Source organism: Pseudomonas sp. SK3(2021), from assembly GCF_016772375.1.
GTDB classification, from domain to species: Bacteria; Pseudomonadota; Gammaproteobacteria; order Pseudomonadales; family Pseudomonadaceae; genus Aquipseudomonas; species Aquipseudomonas chlororaphis_I.
Genome location: NZ_CP061943.1, coordinates 5,561,052 through 5,578,805 on the forward strand (window position 1 = coordinate 5,561,052; position 17,754 = coordinate 5,578,805).

Sequence of the window (17,754 nt, forward strand, 5' to 3'; positions counted from 1 at the left end):
GCCTAGCAAGTGATTGGAGGCCGCAATGACCGAACCAATTTATGACTACGACCCAGCGCAAACGCTGGAAGGCCCGGAGGCGATAGCGGTGTTCATCGCGGACGCCCTGGACACTGGAGACGCCGCCTATGTCACTAAGGCTATGGGTGTGGTTGCCCGCGCCAAGGGAATGAAAGAGCTGGCCAAAGATGCGGGCCTGACCAGAGAGCAGCTTTACACGTCGTTCAGCGAACACGGGAACCCTACACTGAAAACCATGTTGGCAGTGATGCGGGCGCTGGGAGTTGATTTGACCGCCCGCGCACGCAATAAGAACACGTCCAGTTGAAGCCCCCCCTATCGGATGTCAGGTCCGCAACCCGCATAGCGTCAGAATAGGGCCTGCTCCAGTACTTCCTGATGCCTAATCGGAAACCTCTACGGCCTCAACCCGACAGGCCAGACACTAAACGTCCGACTTTGGCCATTTTCTCGCCCGAATCCATCACTAGCGATCTGAAGACAGGACCGCAAAGGCTTCAGGTACTAAGTTAAGCCGAAGCCCATAGATTCCAGGATTTCGATTTAGCAGCTAAATCGAAATCACGCCTCCTACCCCATAGCGGCAGCAACCCAAAGTTGAGCACCATCGGTGCGAATAATTTTCGTGAATGTTGGCAACCCCGCTCGCGAGGTTAGCTAACTTCACACATCTTGCCCTGCACTCATCACGAATCGTGCGATTAAGTTTGCTATTAGTTTGTCGCTTGGCACAGTCGGAGTGCGACTATCATACGACCTTCTGCACTCTAACTGCCTCTATCTTGCAACTTACTTGAAGCCACAAAAAACGAATACGGCTCCGAAAAGCTCTACCTCCTATACCCTTTAAATAAAACAGCTTGAAAAGTTGACTTCCACGAACAGACCGGTAAAAAATCAATTAATTTCTTACAAAAAATTGAGTCCATAAATGAGTCGCCCACGAAACTCAAAAGACAAGCAACGGTTACAACTAAAAACAGTCGCACTAATGAATGGCTTGAGGATTCGAACAGGCGCACAGAATGTCAGCCAGTTCAGCGAGTGGATTAATCAACGCACAGAGCATTTTGGCTGGCCCGACATGAAGGACTCTAATAAGTGGTACAAATACTTCAAGGGCGATGTCAGCCAAGAACCCCGTCGGGTGCTGCGGTTGCTGAAAGAGCTTTTCCCGGAAACCTTTTCCTTTTTTAACGAGGGCCCTGCACGAATCTGGACCGCAATGTGGTCTCCAAGCGTAGAGACCCTGTGGAGTATCTGTGGGTTCACAGGTTGCGAGTACCAGGACCAAGATAGTGACGAGGGAATATGCCTAACTGGGCAGCCTCTAACGTTCTGCGAGTCGGCTTATAACTTCGAATGCTCACTACTCATGAAAATTGATTTCGGCGATACACTTGAACTCCGCGACCTCACAGACTCAATCGCAATTTATCGAATCCACCAAATGATCAATAGCATTCACAAGACGGATGAAATTGGCCCATATCGGTGTGTACGCATCTGCCTTGATGACACCAATATTATTTCTGAGCTTAAGTCTTTAGGCATCTATGAGTTCATTAATGAAGAGCTTATCAATACCGAGATAGCACGCCTTAAAAGCGAGCCCTGCTATCGAATTAGCGTAGGAGCCGAGGACCTTGATTTTTATGCTTCTCACCCGTTCCTGCACTGCCCAATCCAGGAACGAATGAGCATGCTCAGAATCGGCTGAGCTCTACCCAGCAAGTTATCCACAGCTGCTCTTGGTAGAAATAAGGTAGAAGAAAGGTAGAGGGCGTTCCCCCGCTCTGCAGCCCGCGCCAGCTAAGGCTTTCAACAAGGGGGGTGGAATCCAACCCCGATAAAGCGGAACGTAACCCCGACAAAGCGGAATCCAACCCCGACGGAGGCGGAACGCAACCCCGACGGATTGGCTGCGTTATAAACGCCCCCACACGGCTTGCTCCTCACCTTTGGTGTTCACCTCAATGCGCCCAGCGACAATGACCTCAACTCGCTCTAGCTCTTGCATCGCAACCTGAAGCGATTTCCTAAACTTTCGCATCGGGCTGAAGTACTGCAAGCGTTGCTTCAACCAGACCAGCGGAAAGCGCTGCACCGCCTCGTCAGAGGTGGCAACCAGACGCTGTATAGCCTTGGCCATGTCTTGCCCCTTGCGGATCCGTAGCCTCTTTTCCCAGTCGATCAGAGCGAACTCTCGATTGCCGTATAGCAGCCGCCACTTCGGATCGATATAGACCATGTAGCACTCGCGTGAGGGGTCGTAGGCGAATCGATCAAGCATGTGCAAGGACTCAGCTCTACCGACCTCAAGCTTGGGTTTACCCTGCTTTGTAGCCTCGACAATCAGCATGGCGAAAGTCAGAGCCTTCATCGTGCGATGAAGCCATTGGTACTCATAATTTCCGGTTTGCCTGCCGATGGTCCTCAGCAGGCTAGCCCTGTTGATGGGTACAGGATCACCCAGAGGCAGCTTGATAGCTTCGTGCATGACCTGCATCCAGACATCCGCCTGCGCCTCATCCAGTTGTTCGCCCCAGAACGTAATGACAGCGTCTCTGCGGCTGAACAACACCGTTTCCTTATGCATCATCTTTGCGCCACGGGCCACGGGAGCAAAAAGACTGGATCGCGCGATGTGGTTCGGCATTGCTCGATAAAGCTCGCTGAGTCCAGGAAGGAACAGTTGCTTCGGGACACGCCCAACTGGCGCTTTACCTGGCAGCACTCGGCGAATTTGCTCTAGGCGAGCTAGAGGTGAAGCCGGATGCGCCCGATGCTCATCACTCATTTGGCCGAGCGGCGTTGATTGGCAACCTGCTCGGCCTTAGTCGGGCGACCACGCTTCGGCGGCACAGAGGCAGATACAAGCGACATTCCAGATGCCGTGGCCACATGCTCCGCCAGCCACTGTTCAACGTCCACAACGCGCCAGAGGAGCCGCTTAGTGCCCGGCAAGCGGCAAATGGGCGGAAGGGACAGCGGATTGCGTGTTGCATCACTCCGGATGCTAGAGACGGATTTCTGCAGGTATTCCGAAAGCTGTTCGACTGTGAGCAAAGCTTGCATGGACTGACTCTCGCCACAGCCATGGCTTTGTTGTGCTCACGGCTGCATTGGTTAGCTGATGCCGCAAGGTTTGCTCAACGTGAAATCAGACTCCCGGTAGGTTTAGGGAGATTTTTTACCGGCCAAATCCAAATCTAAAGCTGTGTCAGCCAAAGCGCGCAGCCCCCTCCCACGAATACAGCCAACCAGAGGAGAGTGTTTTCCCGATCAATTACCGCCAGAAAGCGAGCGAAATGGATGGGGAGGGCAACTGCGAGCACTGACGCAATTAGCAAAGGGGTGGTGATGATCCAGGTCATCAGGTAATAGAGCAAAAAGAACGCTAGGCAGATGGCTGAATAAAGTGCGCCGATGACCATAGGATGAAGACCGATAACCACGGAGTGCAATGCATCTGATAGGGGCTCAAGCGACAAGGCCAGAGCTTGGGTAAATGGCGTGTGCAGGAATGTGTCAGAAACACCCATCAGCAGCGGGCCGAAAACCATCAGCGAATGGGTTTTCCAGTGATCGCTTAGCGTGGCTTTGTGATCGATTGCCCACTTGATCGAGAACCAGCCTAGGAATGTCAGCATGAACAGCTGAAAAACAACTAAGAAGGCCCCCGTACTGCCGGGAAACACCTTCATGATGACGAAGATAAAACCAAACAATGCGATGCTTGCCCAGCCATAAATCTTGCGCAGAATCCTCAGACCCGAGAGCACGGTTGAGTTTTCCAGATGTTCATTGATCCGTGTGTAGCTGCCTTCAAGAGCCCCCAAAAAGGCGTCGATTTTTGCGTTGCGCCGGATCTTCTCGCCAATTAAGTAGATGCCACAAAGGTATCCGATGCTGGTCAGTATGATCTTGAGCATGCTGGTAGAACCAAGAGAATGATGTTGGGCAAAGATGACACAGTTGAGTAGTGGATTGGGCCGAAGACGTGTGGTCTATACGCTGTCCTAGAATCCATTCTCCTAGTGATCGCATGGCACAAATTTGGCACATCGGCAGTGCAAAAACATGCCTTTCACCGCTAAACAATGCCGCACATAGCATCTAAACAAGCCATTGATTGCAAAGCAGAAAACAACAACATTCACTAAAATCAAAGAGTTACGCGATTAAAAGAAATGGCAGTTGCACTGCAAGGGGCCGACGGGGAAGGTTTCGCGGATAAGTGCGGGTTTTGCGATGTCCATGGAAGTCCTAAAGGGCTGAGGCCAGGCTGATGACGCCAAGGGTGACCGCAATGGGCCCTGACTTTCAACTCCACAGCCCTCTACCGACCTCCCCCTAGGCCAGGGAGCCCCACACTTGCACCAGGCCGAACAGATGCACCAGGCCGTAGACCAGGCAGATCGTCGAGCTGACAAAGATGAAGCGCCGACTACGTCCGGTGCCTGCCAGGGCGACCGGCCCCAACAGGCCGCGCAGCAGGTAGACCAGGGTGATCGCGATCAGCGCCGGGCGCAGCAAGGGCAAGGGGCCGATCACCCCGGCCGCGGACAGCGCATACACCGCCCAGGCGGCAAGCACCAGGGCAATCCCGGCCGTGACCACCGCGGGAAACCAGCGCCCGGCCTGGGCCGCCCGCACAAAGCGCTCGCCTGCGCCAAACAGGCGATACCAGGAAGGCCCGACCATGATCACCCCGACATGCATCAGCGCCGCCAACAGGCTGAGCCCGGCGCCGATCACCAGCGCCATGTTGTATCCATTCGTCATTCCATCGCTCCTTGATCCGAGTCCATTCTCGGTGAATCCAATGATTCACGCGCTGCAGCATAGACGTCATGGCGCACCGACGGGGTACGCCATGACGTCGCCGTCAGCGGACCGCCGCTTCGGCGCGGGTGCCGATGTCCATCACTTGGTAACGCACGTGACGACCACTGACCGCCGCGGCCGCTTCCACGCCACCGGTCATGGCGCCAAAGATGCCATGCCCGGTACGGGTGGAGGCGCCGCACAGGTACAGGTTGCGGATTTCTGTCTTGGCTCCCGGCCGGTTGTGCAGGAAGTACTCCGGGGTAAAGGCCAGGCCGTAGGAGGTCCCGCCTTCGGAGCCGATAAAGCGCGTCACCGAAAAGGGCGTCGAGACTTCCTGATAGACGATGTGCTTCGACATGCCCGGAATCACCCGTTCAGCCAGGGCAATCAGTTGGCGGGCGTACCACTCTTTTTTCTCCAGGTAGGCCGGGTTGGTCCGATAGCTGCCATCCGCCAGCTCGGTCTGGGTCACGCCCCAGCTTTGCGGAGTGGAAGGCACTGCCGACATCAGTTGCAGGTTATAGATGCCCGGTGGCGCGATGGCCGGGTTATCCGGGTCTTTCATGGTGGCGTTGCCGATGAACAGATGGGGCTCCTCGGGAAACGCCCCGGCGAACACCTCGCGGTAGGCCTTCTCGTAATCGCAGCCTGGGTAGATGCGATAGTTGGTGTTCTTCAGGCCCATGACCTTGAGGTCCATGTCGATGCCCAGATAGACCACGCCCATGGCCGGTGACATCTCGAACTGCTCGGCACGGCGCACGGTCTTGGGCTTGAGGTGTTCACGGCCGATCAGGCCGAGCAGGGCCTGCTTGATATCGGCGTTGCAGATCACCGCATCGGCCTTGACCACCCGTTTGCCCAGGTGCTTGTTGCTGAACTCGACGCCCACGGCACGACCGTTCTCGATCAGGATACGTTCGACCTTGGACCGCAGGAGGATCTTGCCGCCCTTGCGCTCGACCACCTCGCCCAGCTTGTCGGAGAACATCTGGCCACCGCCCGAGGGGTAGTAGGAACCCTGCAGGAAGTGATTGACCACCGCCGCGTGGCCGGCCATGGTCGCGCGGCTCGGCGGCTGGTGATAGACCCCCAGCTGCCCGGTCAGGATGGCCCGCAGGCGCTGGTCCTGGGTACAGGTGTCGAGGAATTGCGCCACCGTCGATTTGGCGTGACGCATCAGCATCCACGAGCGCGGCAATACCCACAGCGCCGTCAGCGGGCGCGAGTGGATGCCCATGAAATCCCAGACCTGCTGCAGCATCTTGAAGTAGCGGTTGATCCCCACCCGCTCCTTAGGGAACGCCTCCAGCAGCTTTTCGCGAAAGCGTTCATAACCACGGGGAACCGCGAACTGGAAGTCGGGAAAACACAGGGTCTCGAAACCTTCCGGGTCCTGCTCGATAAAACGGATTTCACCGTCATCGATGCCGGCCCCGCGCAGGATCCGCGGAATCAGGCCGTCCTTGCCGCAGTCGCCGATGTAGTGCAGGCCGACATCGAACTCATAGTCCTTGCCCTTGCGGTGGAACACCGTGGCACAGCCGCCCATTTCATAGTGCATGTCGAGCACCAGCACCTGCTTGCCACGGTTGGCCAGGGTCGCGGCAGCCGTCAGGCCACCGATGCCGGCGCCGACCACTATCACGTCGAAGGTGTCGCTCTCGAGGGTCTTGAATCGATCAAAGCTTTGCATGGGTTACGGTTCCAGTCGCGCATCAGGCATGGGCTAGGTGGTGGTCGCGGGTCGGATCGACCGCCTCGGCCTCATGTATCAGGTGGGGCAGCTTGTTCGGCTTGCGGCTCCATTGCTCATGGTCCGCCAGGGGCGGGATCCGCTGCAGGATCACCGGCCAGTGCTCGGCCAGCTCGGCATTGAGCTTGAGGAAATGCCGGTTGCTGTCATCGAGCTGGTTCTCCGGCTGGATGGCTTCCTCCGGGCATTCGGGCAGGCACAGGCCGCAATCGACACACTCCTGGGGATTGATGACGATGAAGTTCGGCCCCAGGTGGAAGGCATCCGCGGGGCAGATATCGACGCAGTTGGTGTGGCGGCACTGGATGCAGTTGTCGGTCACTACGTAGGTCATGGTGAGTCTCGTAAACGTCTGGTTGGACTGGGAAGTCGCCGCTCAGAAATAGCGGTCGACCAACAAGCGCGCCGACAACATCGTTCCGATGAAGCCTGCGCCCGGGAATGTCCAGGCCCCGACCTGGTACAGCCCCTTGACCGGGTATTTCTGCGGGAAACGGTTGAACAGGCCGGACTGTCGGGTGTTCTGCTCGAAGCCGTAGATCGCGCCCGCCGGGTTATGGGTGAACTTGCTCATGGTGCGCGGCGAGCCTGCCTCGCAGACCTCGATGTGCCGACGCAGGCCGGGAATGACCCGCTCGGCGTTGGCGATCAGCAGCTCGGTGAGTTCGTTCTTCTTGCGCCGGTAGGCGAGCTTGTCCAGGAAGTGCCATTCGCCGGCGCCCGTCAGGGTGAACAGGCCCAGGCTGGACTTTCCGGCCGGGACCATCGAGGGATCGACGTTGGAGAAGTAGTTGATCGACCAACTGGTGTTGTCGCCATGCAGCTCTCCGGCCTGGATATGCTCGAACTGTTGACGCTGGGTTTTCGGCGGGGCGAAGAAGTGAATGTACTCCTCGGCGCCCACGCCCAACTCGCTCAGCGGGCAATCGAGCCCCAGGTAGACCTGGAACCCCGACACCGACAGCTTGAGTTCGCGCAGGCGCGAGCGGTACTTGGCAGCGAAGTGCTGCTCGCCCGCCAATGCCAGCACCGCGTGAGGCGAGATATTGGCCACGACGTTGCGCGCCTTGACCCTGCCCGACTTGCGCGTCACCACGCCGCCGACCCGGCCGCGCTCGATCACGATCTGGTTGACCGCCGACTCCAGCTCGACCCGGCCGCCATGCTGCTCGATGACCTCGACCAAGGCATTGGACAAGGCCTGTGAGCCGCCCTTGATCGAATAACCGCCGTTCTCCAGATAGTCGATGAAGGGATAGGAGAAGTAGCCGAACGCCAGGTCCTTGGCCGGCAGGCCGTAATAGCTCCACTGCGCCGACAGCACTTCCTTGAGACGCTCATTGGAGGTGAAGCGCGAGAAGTAGTGATCCACCGTTTCATGCCCATACTTGAGCACCCGGGGATAGATCATCGGCGTGGCCACCAGCCTCATCCAGAACGGCTTGCGCGAATACAGGAAGCCGCACAGGTCCTTGTAGTTGCGCTGCGACTCGGCGAACAGCCGGTTGATGTTATCGACCTCCTCGGGAAAGAAGCGGAACAACTCGCGCTTGTAACCTTCCAGGTCGCGGTGCCCGACCGTGAGGTCGATGTCCTGCGAGCGATAGCGATACAGGGTCGGGTGATGGAGAAACTCGACCTTGTCCGCCACGCCACAGGCCTGGATCACATTGAACGACTCGGCGCCCCGCACCACGCCGTCGAACGAATGCAGCGAAACATCGAAGTTGAAATCCTTGCGGCGGAAATTACTCGCGTAACCACCGGCTACGTTGTGCTTTTCCACTACCAGGACTTTCTGGCCTCGCTGCGCCATAAGGCTGGCACCCGCCAACGCGCCAAGGCCCGCGCCGACGAAAACGGTATCGTATTCTTGACTCATGATTTCTCCTGGCTCTGCGGCCAGATCAGAACTGCTAATCAGGCCGTCAGACCGCCATCGATCACGAATGTCTGGCCAGTGATGTAGTCGGCCTGGGGCGACAGCAGGAAGCTGGCCAGGGCCGCCACTTCGCGGACTTCGCCGAAGCGCTTGAGGGGGATGGTGTCGGTGATCGACTTGCGTATCGGGTCGGCGATCTGCCCGACCATCTCCGTGGCAATGAAGCCTGGGGCGATGGCGTTGACGGTGATCTTGAAGCGCGCCATTTCCAGGGCCATGGTCTTGGTGATGCCAATCATCGCCGCCTTGGTCGCCGAGTACCCCATCTGTCCCTTGTTGCCCTTGAGCCCGCTGACGGAGGACATGTGCAGGATCTTGCCGCGACGCTCGGCGGCCATCGCCGGGGCCAGGCACTTACTGAAATACACCGCCGAATCGAGGTTGGTCGCGACCACGTCGCGGTAGCGCTCGATGTCGAACTTGAACAACAGCTGGTCGCCGGTCACGCCCATGTTGTTGATCAAGCCGTAGGGCTCGCCGTGGGTTTCCACCAACTGGGCGCAGACCGCCTCGACCGAGTCGTGGTCCCTTCCGTCACAGGCATGCCCGCTGGCCAGGCCGCCACTGGCGGCCACTTCCTGCTCCAGCTGCAAGGCCGCGTCGGCCGAGGACTGGTAGGTGAACGCGACCCGATACCCTTCCCGGGCCAGGGCCAGGACCAGTGCGCGGCCAATGCCGCGACTGCCGCCGCTGACCAGTACCCATTTGCCGTTTGAAGACTGCTGAACTTCCATGAACTACATCCTTTGACCTGATGATCCCTGCCGCTGTCATGCCGGCACGGCGGTTTTTCGAGCTTCCGCACGGGCGAAGAAATCGAAGATCTCCTCGAAGTAGCGGTCCCGGTGTTTCTTGTGGTTTTCCAGGTGGCGACAGCCCTCGAAACCGACCACGTGCAGCGCCTCGCACTCCTGGCTGAGCCCAGTCACGCTGGTATCCGGGATGAAGTGGTCGTTGCGCCCGTAGAAGTAGGCGATCGGTAGATGACGCACCCCACGCAGTGAGTGATCGATGGCACAGGTCCCGGTGGGTACCGCCAGGCGGCTACCGCTGATCCAGCGCATGGCCAGCCGCAGCGGCCCGCGGGTAAAGTAGCTGCGCACCGAAATCGGCACGCTGTCCAGCACGGCCGAGGTGAAGGGCGTGGCATCCCGCGCCAGGGCATGGGACAGGTGATAGCCACCAAACGAACAGCCCACCAGGTGGATCGGCAGGCCGGGGTTGTCCCGCGACACGCGCCGGGCAATCGCCAGCACATCGTCGGCGAACGCATGGCCGCCGATGGTGCTGCGGCCGAAGCCTTTGAAGTTGAAGGCGACCACGTGATAGCCCTGGTCGAGAAACGCCTGGTCCAGGTTGTTCTCGAAAAAGTAATGCATGCCGTACTTGAGGAACGGATGACACAACAGCACCACGCCCCGAGGGCGCATGGCGCAGGTGCGCAGGGACGCTCCCTCCAGCCGGCTGCCGTCGCGCGCGATCTCCACAAAGCCTGCCGCACGCGTGGGCACGTCACGCTTCCAGCCCTGTACCTGACGGAACATGACCCGGATGAACAACTTGGAAATGGCGATCCCCAGCCAACCGGTCGACTGCTCGTTCTTGCTCATGCTCGCCTCCATTGCCTGGCCTTCATCTCGGCATAGCCGAAGGCGGCTTCGTAACTGGGGCCTGCCACCCAGGCGCTGAGGAACTGCACGCCCTGCACCGGGAAGCCGTGATGGAATACATGGCCCTTGAGATCGGTCCCCACCATCGCCCCATAACCCGAACCGTCGGTGTTGTTGGTGAAACGCACATAGGTGTGGGGCGTGGCGACCTCGGTATGCAGCACGTGCCCGCGCAGCCCCGGCACCTGGCGCAACAGACGCTCCACCAGGATGTCGCTGGCCCGCTGCTTCTTGGCCCGGTATTGCGCGGTGCGGCGCTGCGGCCAATGGGCGATCGAGTCGAGCACGTTGATGCACACCACCTGGCCCGCAGCCGGGTCCAAGGCGTGATAGTTGGTGACCTCGATCGGCGACATCTCCCAGAAAGCCCGCTCACTGAGCTGCGCCTCATAACCGCTGAGGGCAGCGGCCATGCGCAGCTCGGCGCCAGCCGCCGGGTCATCGGCGAACAGCATCGATTCGCTGTGCTGCAAGCCCAGTTGCTCCGGTGGCAGGTCGGTCACCAGGTACACGGTGGTGGTCGAGCGTGCCGGCTTCAGCCCGGTGAGCTTCTCCCGGGTGGCCGCCAGTTCCACGTCCGCGGCGAACAGGTGCTGCACCGCGTAGTGCGGTGAAGCGTTGATGTACACCCGCGAAGAATGGAACACCCCGCGCTGGGTGCTGATGCCCGTGGCGTTGCCCTGGCCGTCGGTGAGCACGCCATCGACCCGGGTGCTGAGCATGATCTGCCCGCCCGCCTGTTCGATCTGCCGCGCCAGCAGGTTGGACAGGTGCTGGGAAGAGCCGGCGACATAGGCGTTGCCACGGTTGAGCGTGGCGTACACCACATGCAGGTAGTACAGATAGCCCAGGTCTTCCGAGTAACCGCCGACGTAGATGCCCGGCGCCGCCAGGATCTCGATCAGGTACGGGTCGTCGAACAGTTCGTGCAGTGCCTGGCGCACGGTCTTGTGCTTCAGGTTGCGATGGGCGAAACGCAACTGGGCCATGTCCGGCTCGAAGCTGCCGTCGAGCATCTGGAACTGGTAGTAGCCGTTGCGCCCGTAGGTCCGGACATGTTCGAAGAAGGTCGCGATGGCCTCGGCCTGATGGGGAAAGCGCTCGACCAGCTGCCGCTCCGCCCCGTCCGCATCATTGGCCAGCGGCAGTTCCGTGCCGTCCCGGTAGGCGCAGAAGTAGTCCTGGGGGTAAACCAGGTCCAGCGTCTCGTCCAGCCCCAGGTCGCGCAGGATGCGGATGAGGTTGCCGCCCTCGGCCATGCCACTGAGCTTGTGCAGGCTGCAGTCGAACACCGCGCCCTGCTTCGGCCGGCTGAACGTGGAGGCATAGCCGCCGACGACAATATGCTTGTCGACCATCAGCAGGCGCACCCCGGGGTCACGTTTGACCAGCATCGCCGCACAGGCCAGGCTGGTGATCCCGGCACCGACGAAGATCGCGTCCCAGGACGGCTGGTTCATTGCCGCAACCCCAGCTTGTCGACCCAGGCGTAGATCTCGGCAAAGCGTGCATCGTTGAGCCGGGCGTTATGGGCCGAGCGCCAGACCTCCTCGATCTTCGCCTTGTCATCCACCGCGATCGGGAATTCGAACGAGGTGTGCCGGGCGATTTCCGGGTTGTAGGTGAACATGTCGATCAGCGCCGGGATGATCCGGCGACTCATGGCCCTCACCTGGGCGATGGACTCGGGACTCGCCGTTTCAAAGAACGACTCGCTGATCCAGCGACCGAAGGCGATGTGCCGGGCCTCGTCATGATGGTGCTCACGGAACATGGTCCGGGTCATAGGCTCGATGCCAGGCCCCTGGGACGTGTGCATCGCGCCCATTTCCGCGACCCACTCGATCAGCAGCGTGAACAGCACGCCCACCGCGGGCTCCATCTTCGGCAGCGTCTCGGTCAGCAACTCATAGAGACCCACCGGCGGGTTCCACAGCTGCAGGCCGGCCTTGCCCATGAAACGCTTGAAGGTCAGGGTGTGAACGATCTCCTCCTTGGAGAAGATCATCAGGTACTCCTGCAGGTCCTGGGAGATGCGGTCGTGGAACTGGGTGACATAGCCCATGTACAACGGCGGAATGGTTTGCTCCAGCCAGATGAACATGGAGATGTCACGGCCGGTTTCCAGCCAGGCCAACTCCAGTTTCTGCGCCTCGCTCAGGCCTTCGCAGAAACGCGTGCCATTGATCCACAGGTGATCGGGGTCCTTCGGGTACAGGCTGCGATCGACCTCCTGGTCCCAGGGCAGCACGGTCGCGTGGTCCATGGTCTTGTGGTGCGAGACTTCGCTCAGCTTGCGGACCTTGGACTCTCTTGCTTCTGAAATGGCGAGCACACTATTGATCAGCGTGGACATTCCCTTGCTCCTATCCGTAACGGTGGACCTGCCAGTCAGGCAGGGACAGCAGCCGATTCCTTGAGCTCGACCACGAATTCGCACAGCTGGCGCAGCGTGGCGATCTTGCGGCTGACGAACGAGTCGGGATCCAGGGCCACGCCGATCTTCTTCTGCACCACAACCTGCATCTCGACGAAATCCAGGCTGTCGAACTCCATCGCTTCGATGTTGGTATCGAGGGTCACATCGTTTTCGTCGACATCCTTGAGTTCCAGGATGAGGTCGCGAACAACGGCAAATACTTTCTCTACAGTGGTCATTGCATAGCTCCTTGGGAGGTTGGAAGGGCCTTTATCATCAGGCCGAGAGTGATGGTCATTACGTGGCGATCGCTGACATGCACCCCGAGATCGAGGGTGCCCACGGCCTTGCCGGGGCTTTCGATCAGGTGGATGTTGTCGATCTCGCAGCGAATATCGGTCTGCAGCTCGCCCAGCGAGCGCAGCGATGTGCAGAAGGTGATCTGGTGGCTGGTCTGCACCACCAGGTGATCGGACAGATCCTCGAGCCGGTTCGGCCGCTGCCGTTGACGGAACTGCGGGGACAGGCAATCGAAGATCACGCCCAGATGGTTACGGATGAAGTGGGAAAAGATCAGCGCGTCGAGCGCGACCCAGTCATCGAGCTCCCGGCCCAGGTCATCACGAAAGCGTGCGAGCCAGGTCGCGACCTCCTCGCGTGCCAGCAGGAAACCCGGGCTTGTGGATGACCACTCTGGCGCCTCGACGATGCGTACATGGCCGATCACGTGTTCGCTGTCGCCACCGCTCGAGTGCAGCTTGAACCCTGTGCTGTCACTGCGTTCGCGGGTCGACAGGGCCACCGTGCTGTCGCGCAGCACTGGCGTCTTGAGCAGCGCCTTGAACTGCATCCAGTCCTGGGGCAGCACCGGGCTGACCCGCCCCATGCGGTGCTTGACCGGCAGCAGCGCGAGCATGCCATGCACCACCACATCGGCCGCGTCCATGCGGCGCGCCGCCTCGCGGTCGAAGTGGATCGGGTTGCGATCGCCGGAGAGACCGGCCCAGGCCTCGATCTGCTCGGCTCCGAATTGCAGCTGCATGATCAGACCACCTTGCGCAGCATGATGCCGGCGTTGGCGCCACCGAAGCCGAAGCTCAGGTTCAGCACATTGTTCAGGGTCTGCCCATGCAGGTGTTCGTTGGGCACGTAGTTGAGGTCGCACTCAGGGTCGGCCTCATCCATATGGATGGTCGCCGGAATCGTGCCCCGGGCCATGGCCTTGAGGCAGAAGACCGCCTCCATGGAACCGGCGGCGCCAATCAAGTGCCCGGTGTAGGACTTGGTGCTGGACATCGGAATGCCGTATGCCGCATCCCCCAGGGCCTGCTTGATCGAACGGGTTTCATTGACATCGTTGAGCGGGGTCGAGGTGCCGTGCAGGTTGACGTAGTCGATCTGCGACGCCTCTACGCCTGCCTGCTGGCACACGTCATTGATCACCCGCACCCGGGCCTGCATGTCTTCGGCCGGGGCCGTCATGTCGTAGGCGTCCGAGTAGTTGGCGTAGCCGGTGATCTCGCCGAGGATCTTCGCGCCCCGGGCCCGGGCCAGTTCATAGTCTTCCAGGCACAACACCGCCGCGCCCTCGGAGAGCACGAAGCCGCTGCGCCCCTTGCTGAACGGGCAGCAGGCCAGGCGTGGGTTTTCCTGTTCCTTGCTCAAGGCCTGGATGACATCCACCGACCAGACGTTGAACTGTTCTTTCAGGGATTCGCTGCCACCGGCGATCATCACCTTGGCGCGGCCGCTGCGAATCGCCTCGTAGGCTTCGCCAATGGCGATGGTGCCCGTGGCGCAGGCCGCCACCGGGCTGTTCTGGATACCGCGCATGTTCCAGTTCATGGTGATACCGGCGGTCGCGGCATTGCACATCGACATGACGGTGGCGAAGGACGTGGAGATGCCCTGCTCGCGGTATTCGTTGTTATTGCTGTTGGCGGTATCGAGCCCGCCCCAGCCGGTGCCCAGGATCACGCCGCGATCGAAGGGCGAGACGACCTCATCCAGGGGCGTGTCGCCAAACGCCATGCGGATCGCCTCGTGGGTGGCCACCAGGCTGTATTTGGCGAACAACGGCAACATCTTGGAGATTTTCTTCGAGAACGGACGCATCGCTTCACGACCGAAGTCATCGATAAAGCCAAAGTAACGCGCATGGATGCTCGGATCGTCGAAGCTGTGCTGACGGTAACCGACCTGGTAATCCATCATTGCGTCCCAGATGGCTTCGACATTCTCGCCAAGCGAGCAGATGGCGCCATAACCGGTTACAACCACCCGGCGCGGTTCTGAAGAGGCGGACTTTTCCATGATCTTCCCTGTTTCGATGTCTTGGCTGGAGATGCCACGCAGCGTGAAGAAGCCTGATCCAGGCACTCAGACTGCCATTGGCATATTCGACGATTAAGGCAAGTGGAGTACTCGCAAGTACAAGCCATGTACGCACTAGTTGGAACAACCGTCCAACATTGCAAAGCTCGGCTCTACGGCGTTATTGAGGGCTTAACCACTGCCCGGCATAAGTTGTCGTAATTGCCCGGAGAGGACAACTGTATCTAGGTACAGATGGTCAAGTGCGTAATGAAAATCAAATCAGGCAACCTGCAACTGCACCTAAGTACAGGTTGTCGCCGGGCAGACATTGTTAAACTAACAAGCGCCGCACAATTGATTTGCCTTAGCCGCAAGTTGATTCTCCGCGAACTGTGCGAGCCCAATCCTTAGTACTGGCCATATCCCACGGAAGAACTTCACAATATGGAATCCATCGAATTTCACGCGCTCGACTATAGTGCGACACCCCACGCCTGGGTCGCCGATTTGTATGGCCTGCGCAAGGAAGTATTCGCCGATCGTTTGAACTGGAAGGTTAATATAAAGAATGACATCGAGTTCGATGAGTATGACAACGAGCGCACCACCTACCTGATCGGCACCTGGAAAGGCGTGCCCCTGGCCGGCCTGCGCCTGATCAACACCCTGGACCCCTACATGGTCGAAGGGCCGTTCCGTGGCTTTTTCCGCTGCGAGCCGCCCAAGCAGGCGCTGATGGCTGAATCCAGCCGCTTCTTCGTCGACAAGACCCGCTCGCGCCAGCTCGGCCTGGCCCATCTGCCGCTGACCGAAATGCTGCTGTTGTGCATGCACAACCATGCCGCACGCAGCGGCCTGGAATCGATCATCACGGTCGTCAGCAATGCCATGGGACGAATCGTCCGCAGCGCCGGATGGCACTACGAAATACTCGACACCGGCGAGGCCGCGCCGGGAGAAAAGGTACTACTGCTGAACATGCCGATCAGCGACGCCAATCGTCAGCGCCTGCTGTCCAGCATCGCCCGCAAGTGCCCCTTGCCATCCTCGCGGGCCAGCCAGTGGCCAAAGCGCCTGAGCCCACTCGACACAGCGTTCCACGAACCCCAGCGGATCAGCGCCTGAATCAGAGGATGCCCTGGCGCTGAGCTTCGTAGACGGCCTGCTTGGCATTGCAGACCTGCAGCTTTCCGGAAATGTTCGACATGTGAAATTTGACCGTCCGCTCGGAAATCGCGCAGATCAGCGCGATTTCCCGGTAGGCCTTGCCCATCATCACCCACTTGAGCACCCCCAGCTCCCTGGCCGAAAGCGGTCCGGTCTGAGGCTCGGGGAACAGCTCGTCCATCGTCCGCAGGCTCAACAGTCGGCTATGAAAGCGGATCAGCGCCATCTGTAGCTGCCCCTGCTGGTCGGCCATGCGGCGCTCAAAATCGGCTTGCGACCCGCCATTGCAAAGGCTCAGCGAACTGAACATGCCGCCGGCGTCATGCAGGGTAAAGGTGGCGCCGGAGCAGATCCGGTATTGGCTGGAACGTTGAAACAACTCCCGGCTCTTGTCACAGGAAGCGGCCTGGAGGGCATCGCTCCAGGCAAATGGCGCGCAACTTTTAAGACCGTGATGAATGATCGGGTCGATTAAATGATAGTTTGCATTCTTATAGGCTTTCAGCCAGCGCGATGGGTAATTCGAAATAATAAGAGGTGTCACTTCGCGGTTTCGAGGAGCAGCAAAATAGGCATAACTTGCCCCCTGCAGATCGCCCAACAGCTTTTCAAGCTCTAATTTTAAACAGACATTTGAATTACTTTCGTCGGCCGGAATAAAGTCAGAGTATTTAAGTCGACTATCCATGTCATGAGCTCGCTATATTTCAGGATTACTTCAGCCTCTCGGGAGAGGGCGAAGACGATGCAAGATTTTTTATTATGCCTAAGCACGTGAATACATAGCTGCTGGCCTACCAAGTTGGTAAGTCCCGATACGCTGGCGCGCTATATTCTGTTATGGCTTGATAGAAATCAAGCTGGCGGGCTATACGGCTTTAGTTGTATCTCCAGGGAATTATAGCGAGCGGTTTGTGATATTTTTTTGACGGCAGAATACAAAACTCTTATTACCTGTTTAGTTAATGCCGAACGATATCGCGGCAACCGCTCTACAACCGCCGTTGCAGGCAAGATGCTCCTGCCGTCACGCCTGGGGTCGGCAGGGCTAGAAGCCCAGTTGCAATGTCTGCTCGCCCTCCTCCAGCGCCAGCAGGAACTGCTTGGCCTGCAAGCCGCCGGCAAAACCGGTGAGGCTGCCCGAGGCGCCGATCACCCGGTGGCAGGGGGCGATGATCGAGATCGGGTTCCGACCATTGGCCGCACCGACTGCGCGCACGGCCTTGGGGCTGCCAACCTGTGCGGCAATCTGGCTGTAGCTGCGGGTTTCGCCGAAAGGAATGGTCAGCAGCGCCTGCCAGACCTTGCGCTGGAACTCGGTGCCGACAAAATCCAGCTCCAGTTCGAAGCGATTTCGGCTACCGGCAAAGTACTCCTTGAGCTGGCGTTCGGTTTCCAGCAACACCGGATGATCGTCGGCAGGCTGCAACGGGCCGAGACGCACCCGGTTTTCGCGCTCGCTCTCCCAGAGAATCGCGGCGAGCTTGGTGCCTCTGGCAACCAGGGTCAGTTGACCGACGGGTGAGTTCATCAATTTGAATACGCAGGGCATGGCAAGCCTCCTTTATCTTCCAGTGAGATCAGGCCCGGGCCAGGCCTTCGTCTCGGTACGCCTGCACTGTAGACCGAC

Annotated in this window: 19 protein-coding genes and 1 pseudogene; 3 read left to right on the top strand and 17 right to left on the bottom strand. The window is 59.2% G+C overall.

Annotated features, from left to right (window positions below; all coding sequences use genetic code 11):
• Positions 1–25: 25 nt before the first annotated feature.
• The gene (locus IF690_RS24535; RefSeq protein WP_202697711.1) at positions 26–328 is read left to right on the top strand and encodes an addiction module antidote protein; all 303 of its coding nucleotides are present in this window, start codon (positions 26–28) and stop codon (positions 326–328) included.
• A gap of 624 nt (positions 329–952) precedes the next feature.
• Positions 953–1,741, top strand: a complete 789-nt coding sequence (locus tag IF690_RS24540; protein WP_202697712.1) for a hypothetical protein — start codon at positions 953–955, stop codon at positions 1,739–1,741.
• A gap of 207 nt (positions 1,742–1,948) precedes the next feature.
• On the opposite strand, the gene trfA is transcribed toward IF690_RS24540, so the two are convergent.
• The 15 genes and pseudogenes from trfA to IF690_RS24610 all read right to left on the bottom strand — a co-directional run bounded on the left by trfA (position 1,949) and on the right by IF690_RS24610 (position 14,954).
• The gene (gene trfA / locus IF690_RS24545) at positions 1,949–2,821 is read right to left on the bottom strand and encodes a plasmid replication initiator TrfA (protein WP_202697713.1); all 873 of its coding nucleotides are present in this window, start codon (positions 2,819–2,821) and stop codon (positions 1,949–1,951) included.
• Positions 2,818–3,099 (bottom strand): helix-turn-helix transcriptional regulator, encoded by a 282-nt coding sequence (locus IF690_RS24550; protein WP_202697714.1) that lies wholly within the window; start codon positions 3,097–3,099, stop codon positions 2,818–2,820. Before IF690_RS24550 ends, trfA begins: the two co-directional genes overlap by 4 nt.
• A 134-nt stretch (positions 3,100–3,233) precedes the next feature.
• Complete coding sequence (locus IF690_RS24555; RefSeq protein ID WP_202697715.1) at positions 3,234–3,956, bottom strand: hypothetical protein; 723 nt, start codon at positions 3,954–3,956, stop codon at positions 3,234–3,236.
• Positions 3,957–4,217: 261 nt separating this feature from the next.
• Positions 4,218–4,283: pseudogene (locus IF690_RS29090) on the bottom strand (MBL fold metallo-hydrolase); the annotation flags it as partial.
• A 94-nt stretch (positions 4,284–4,377) separates the two neighbouring features.
• Positions 4,378–4,809, bottom strand: coding sequence for a hypothetical protein (locus IF690_RS24560; RefSeq protein WP_202697716.1), 432 nt, complete (start codon positions 4,807–4,809; stop codon positions 4,378–4,380).
• Between the two features lie 103 nt (positions 4,810–4,912).
• Positions 4,913–6,550, bottom strand: coding sequence for a phytoene desaturase family protein (locus IF690_RS24565; RefSeq protein ID WP_202697717.1), 1,638 nt, complete (start codon positions 6,548–6,550; stop codon positions 4,913–4,915).
• Positions 6,551–6,572: 22 nt separating this feature from the next.
• On the bottom strand, positions 6,573–6,944 hold the full coding sequence (gene fdxA, locus IF690_RS24570) for a ferredoxin FdxA (protein WP_202697718.1): 372 nt from the start codon (positions 6,942–6,944) through the stop codon (positions 6,573–6,575).
• Positions 6,945–6,986: 42 nt separating this feature from the next.
• Positions 6,987–8,492, bottom strand: a complete 1,506-nt coding sequence (locus tag IF690_RS24575) for a phytoene desaturase family protein (protein ID WP_202697719.1) — start codon at positions 8,490–8,492, stop codon at positions 6,987–6,989.
• Positions 8,493–8,530: 38 nt separating this feature from the next.
• Positions 8,531–9,286, bottom strand: coding sequence for an SDR family NAD(P)-dependent oxidoreductase (locus tag IF690_RS24580; protein ID WP_053269877.1), 756 nt, complete (start codon positions 9,284–9,286; stop codon positions 8,531–8,533).
• A 36-nt stretch (positions 9,287–9,322) separates the two neighbouring features.
• Positions 9,323–10,162 (bottom strand): alpha/beta hydrolase, encoded by an 840-nt coding sequence (locus tag IF690_RS24585; protein ID WP_202697720.1) that lies wholly within the window; start codon positions 10,160–10,162, stop codon positions 9,323–9,325.
• Positions 10,159–11,682 carry a phytoene desaturase family protein gene (locus IF690_RS24590; RefSeq protein WP_202697721.1) on the bottom strand — a complete coding sequence of 508 codons (1,524 nt, stop codon included), beginning with the start codon at positions 11,680–11,682 and terminating at the stop codon, positions 10,159–10,161. Before IF690_RS24590 ends, IF690_RS24585 begins: the two co-directional genes overlap by 4 nt.
• Entirely contained in the window at positions 11,679–12,578 is a 900-nt protein-coding gene (locus IF690_RS24595) for a diiron oxygenase (RefSeq protein ID WP_202697722.1), read from the bottom strand. Before IF690_RS24595 ends, IF690_RS24590 begins: the two co-directional genes overlap by 4 nt.
• Positions 12,579–12,613: 35 nt before the next feature.
• Positions 12,614–12,880: an acyl carrier protein gene (locus IF690_RS24600; protein ID WP_009050743.1), complete on the bottom strand. Its 267-nt coding sequence runs from the start codon at positions 12,878–12,880 to the stop codon at positions 12,614–12,616.
• Positions 12,877–13,683, bottom strand: a complete 807-nt coding sequence (locus IF690_RS24605) for a MaoC family dehydratase (protein WP_202697723.1) — start codon at positions 13,681–13,683, stop codon at positions 12,877–12,879. The genes IF690_RS24600 and IF690_RS24605 overlap by 4 nt, the downstream gene beginning before the upstream one ends.
• Before the next feature lie 2 nt (positions 13,684–13,685).
• Positions 13,686–14,954, bottom strand: a complete 1,269-nt coding sequence (locus IF690_RS24610) for a beta-ketoacyl-[acyl-carrier-protein] synthase family protein (RefSeq protein ID WP_202697724.1) — start codon at positions 14,952–14,954, stop codon at positions 13,686–13,688.
• Positions 14,955–15,401: 447 nt separating this feature from the next.
• Between IF690_RS24610 and IF690_RS24615 the strand changes: the two genes are divergently transcribed.
• Positions 15,402–16,082 carry an acyl-homoserine-lactone synthase gene (locus IF690_RS24615; RefSeq protein WP_202697725.1) on the top strand — a complete coding sequence of 227 codons (681 nt, stop codon included), beginning with the start codon at positions 15,402–15,404 and terminating at the stop codon, positions 16,080–16,082.
• Between the two features lies 1 nt (position 16,083).
• Here IF690_RS24615 and IF690_RS24620 read toward each other — a convergent pair whose 3' ends face one another.
• On the bottom strand, positions 16,084–16,812 hold the full coding sequence (locus IF690_RS24620) for a helix-turn-helix transcriptional regulator (RefSeq protein ID WP_202697726.1): 729 nt from the start codon (positions 16,810–16,812) through the stop codon (positions 16,084–16,086).
• 360 nt (positions 16,813–17,172) lie between these two features.
• The gene (locus IF690_RS24625) at positions 17,173–17,676 is read right to left on the bottom strand and encodes a methylated-DNA--[protein]-cysteine S-methyltransferase (protein WP_202697727.1); all 504 of its coding nucleotides are present in this window, start codon (positions 17,674–17,676) and stop codon (positions 17,173–17,175) included.
• Positions 17,677–17,754: the final 78 nt, after the last annotated feature.

Bases quoted from the DNA above. Each gene is read 5' to 3' on its own strand.
- IF690_RS24535 (WP_202697711.1), top strand. From the start codon at position 26: ATGACCGAACCAATTTATGACTACGACCCAGCGCAAACGCTGGAAGGC.
- IF690_RS24595 (WP_202697722.1), bottom strand. From the start codon at position 12,578: ATGTCCACGCTGATCAATAGTGTGCTCGCCATTTCAGAAGCAAGAGAG.
- IF690_RS24550 (WP_202697714.1), bottom strand. From the start codon at position 3,099: ATGCAAGCTTTGCTCACAGTCGAACAGCTTTCGGAATACCTGCAGAAA.
- IF690_RS24610 (WP_202697724.1), bottom strand. From the start codon at position 14,954: ATGGAAAAGTCCGCCTCTTCAGAACCGCGCCGGGTGGTTGTAACCGGT.
- IF690_RS24585 (WP_202697720.1), bottom strand. From the start codon at position 10,162: ATGAGCAAGAACGAGCAGTCGACCGGTTGGCTGGGGATCGCCATTTCC.
- IF690_RS24575 (WP_202697719.1), bottom strand. From the start codon at position 8,492: ATGAGTCAAGAATACGATACCGTTTTCGTCGGCGCGGGCCTTGGCGCG.
- IF690_RS24600 (WP_009050743.1), bottom strand. From the start codon at position 12,880: ATGACCACTGTAGAGAAAGTATTTGCCGTTGTTCGCGACCTCATCCTG.
- IF690_RS24605 (WP_202697723.1), bottom strand. From the start codon at position 13,683: ATGCAGCTGCAATTCGGAGCCGAGCAGATCGAGGCCTGGGCCGGTCTC.
- IF690_RS24620 (WP_202697726.1), bottom strand. From the start codon at position 16,812: ATGGATAGTCGACTTAAATACTCTGACTTTATTCCGGCCGACGAAAGT.
- trfA (WP_202697713.1), bottom strand. From the start codon at position 2,821: ATGAGTGATGAGCATCGGGCGCATCCGGCTTCACCTCTAGCTCGCCTA.
- IF690_RS24565 (WP_202697717.1), bottom strand. From the start codon at position 6,550: ATGCAAAGCTTTGATCGATTCAAGACCCTCGAGAGCGACACCTTCGAC.
- fdxA (WP_202697718.1), bottom strand. From the start codon at position 6,944: ATGACCTACGTAGTGACCGACAACTGCATCCAGTGCCGCCACACCAAC.
- IF690_RS24625 (WP_202697727.1), bottom strand. From the start codon at position 17,676: ATGCCCTGCGTATTCAAATTGATGAACTCACCCGTCGGTCAACTGACC.
- IF690_RS24540 (WP_202697712.1), top strand. From the start codon at position 953: ATGAGTCGCCCACGAAACTCAAAAGACAAGCAACGGTTACAACTAAAA.
- IF690_RS24555 (WP_202697715.1), bottom strand. From the start codon at position 3,956: ATGCTCAAGATCATACTGACCAGCATCGGATACCTTTGTGGCATCTAC.
- IF690_RS24590 (WP_202697721.1), bottom strand. From the start codon at position 11,682: ATGAACCAGCCGTCCTGGGACGCGATCTTCGTCGGTGCCGGGATCACC.
- IF690_RS24560 (WP_202697716.1), bottom strand. From the start codon at position 4,809: ATGACGAATGGATACAACATGGCGCTGGTGATCGGCGCCGGGCTCAGC.
- IF690_RS24580 (WP_053269877.1), bottom strand. From the start codon at position 9,286: ATGGAAGTTCAGCAGTCTTCAAACGGCAAATGGGTACTGGTCAGCGGC.
- IF690_RS24615 (WP_202697725.1), top strand. From the start codon at position 15,402: ATGGAATCCATCGAATTTCACGCGCTCGACTATAGTGCGACACCCCAC.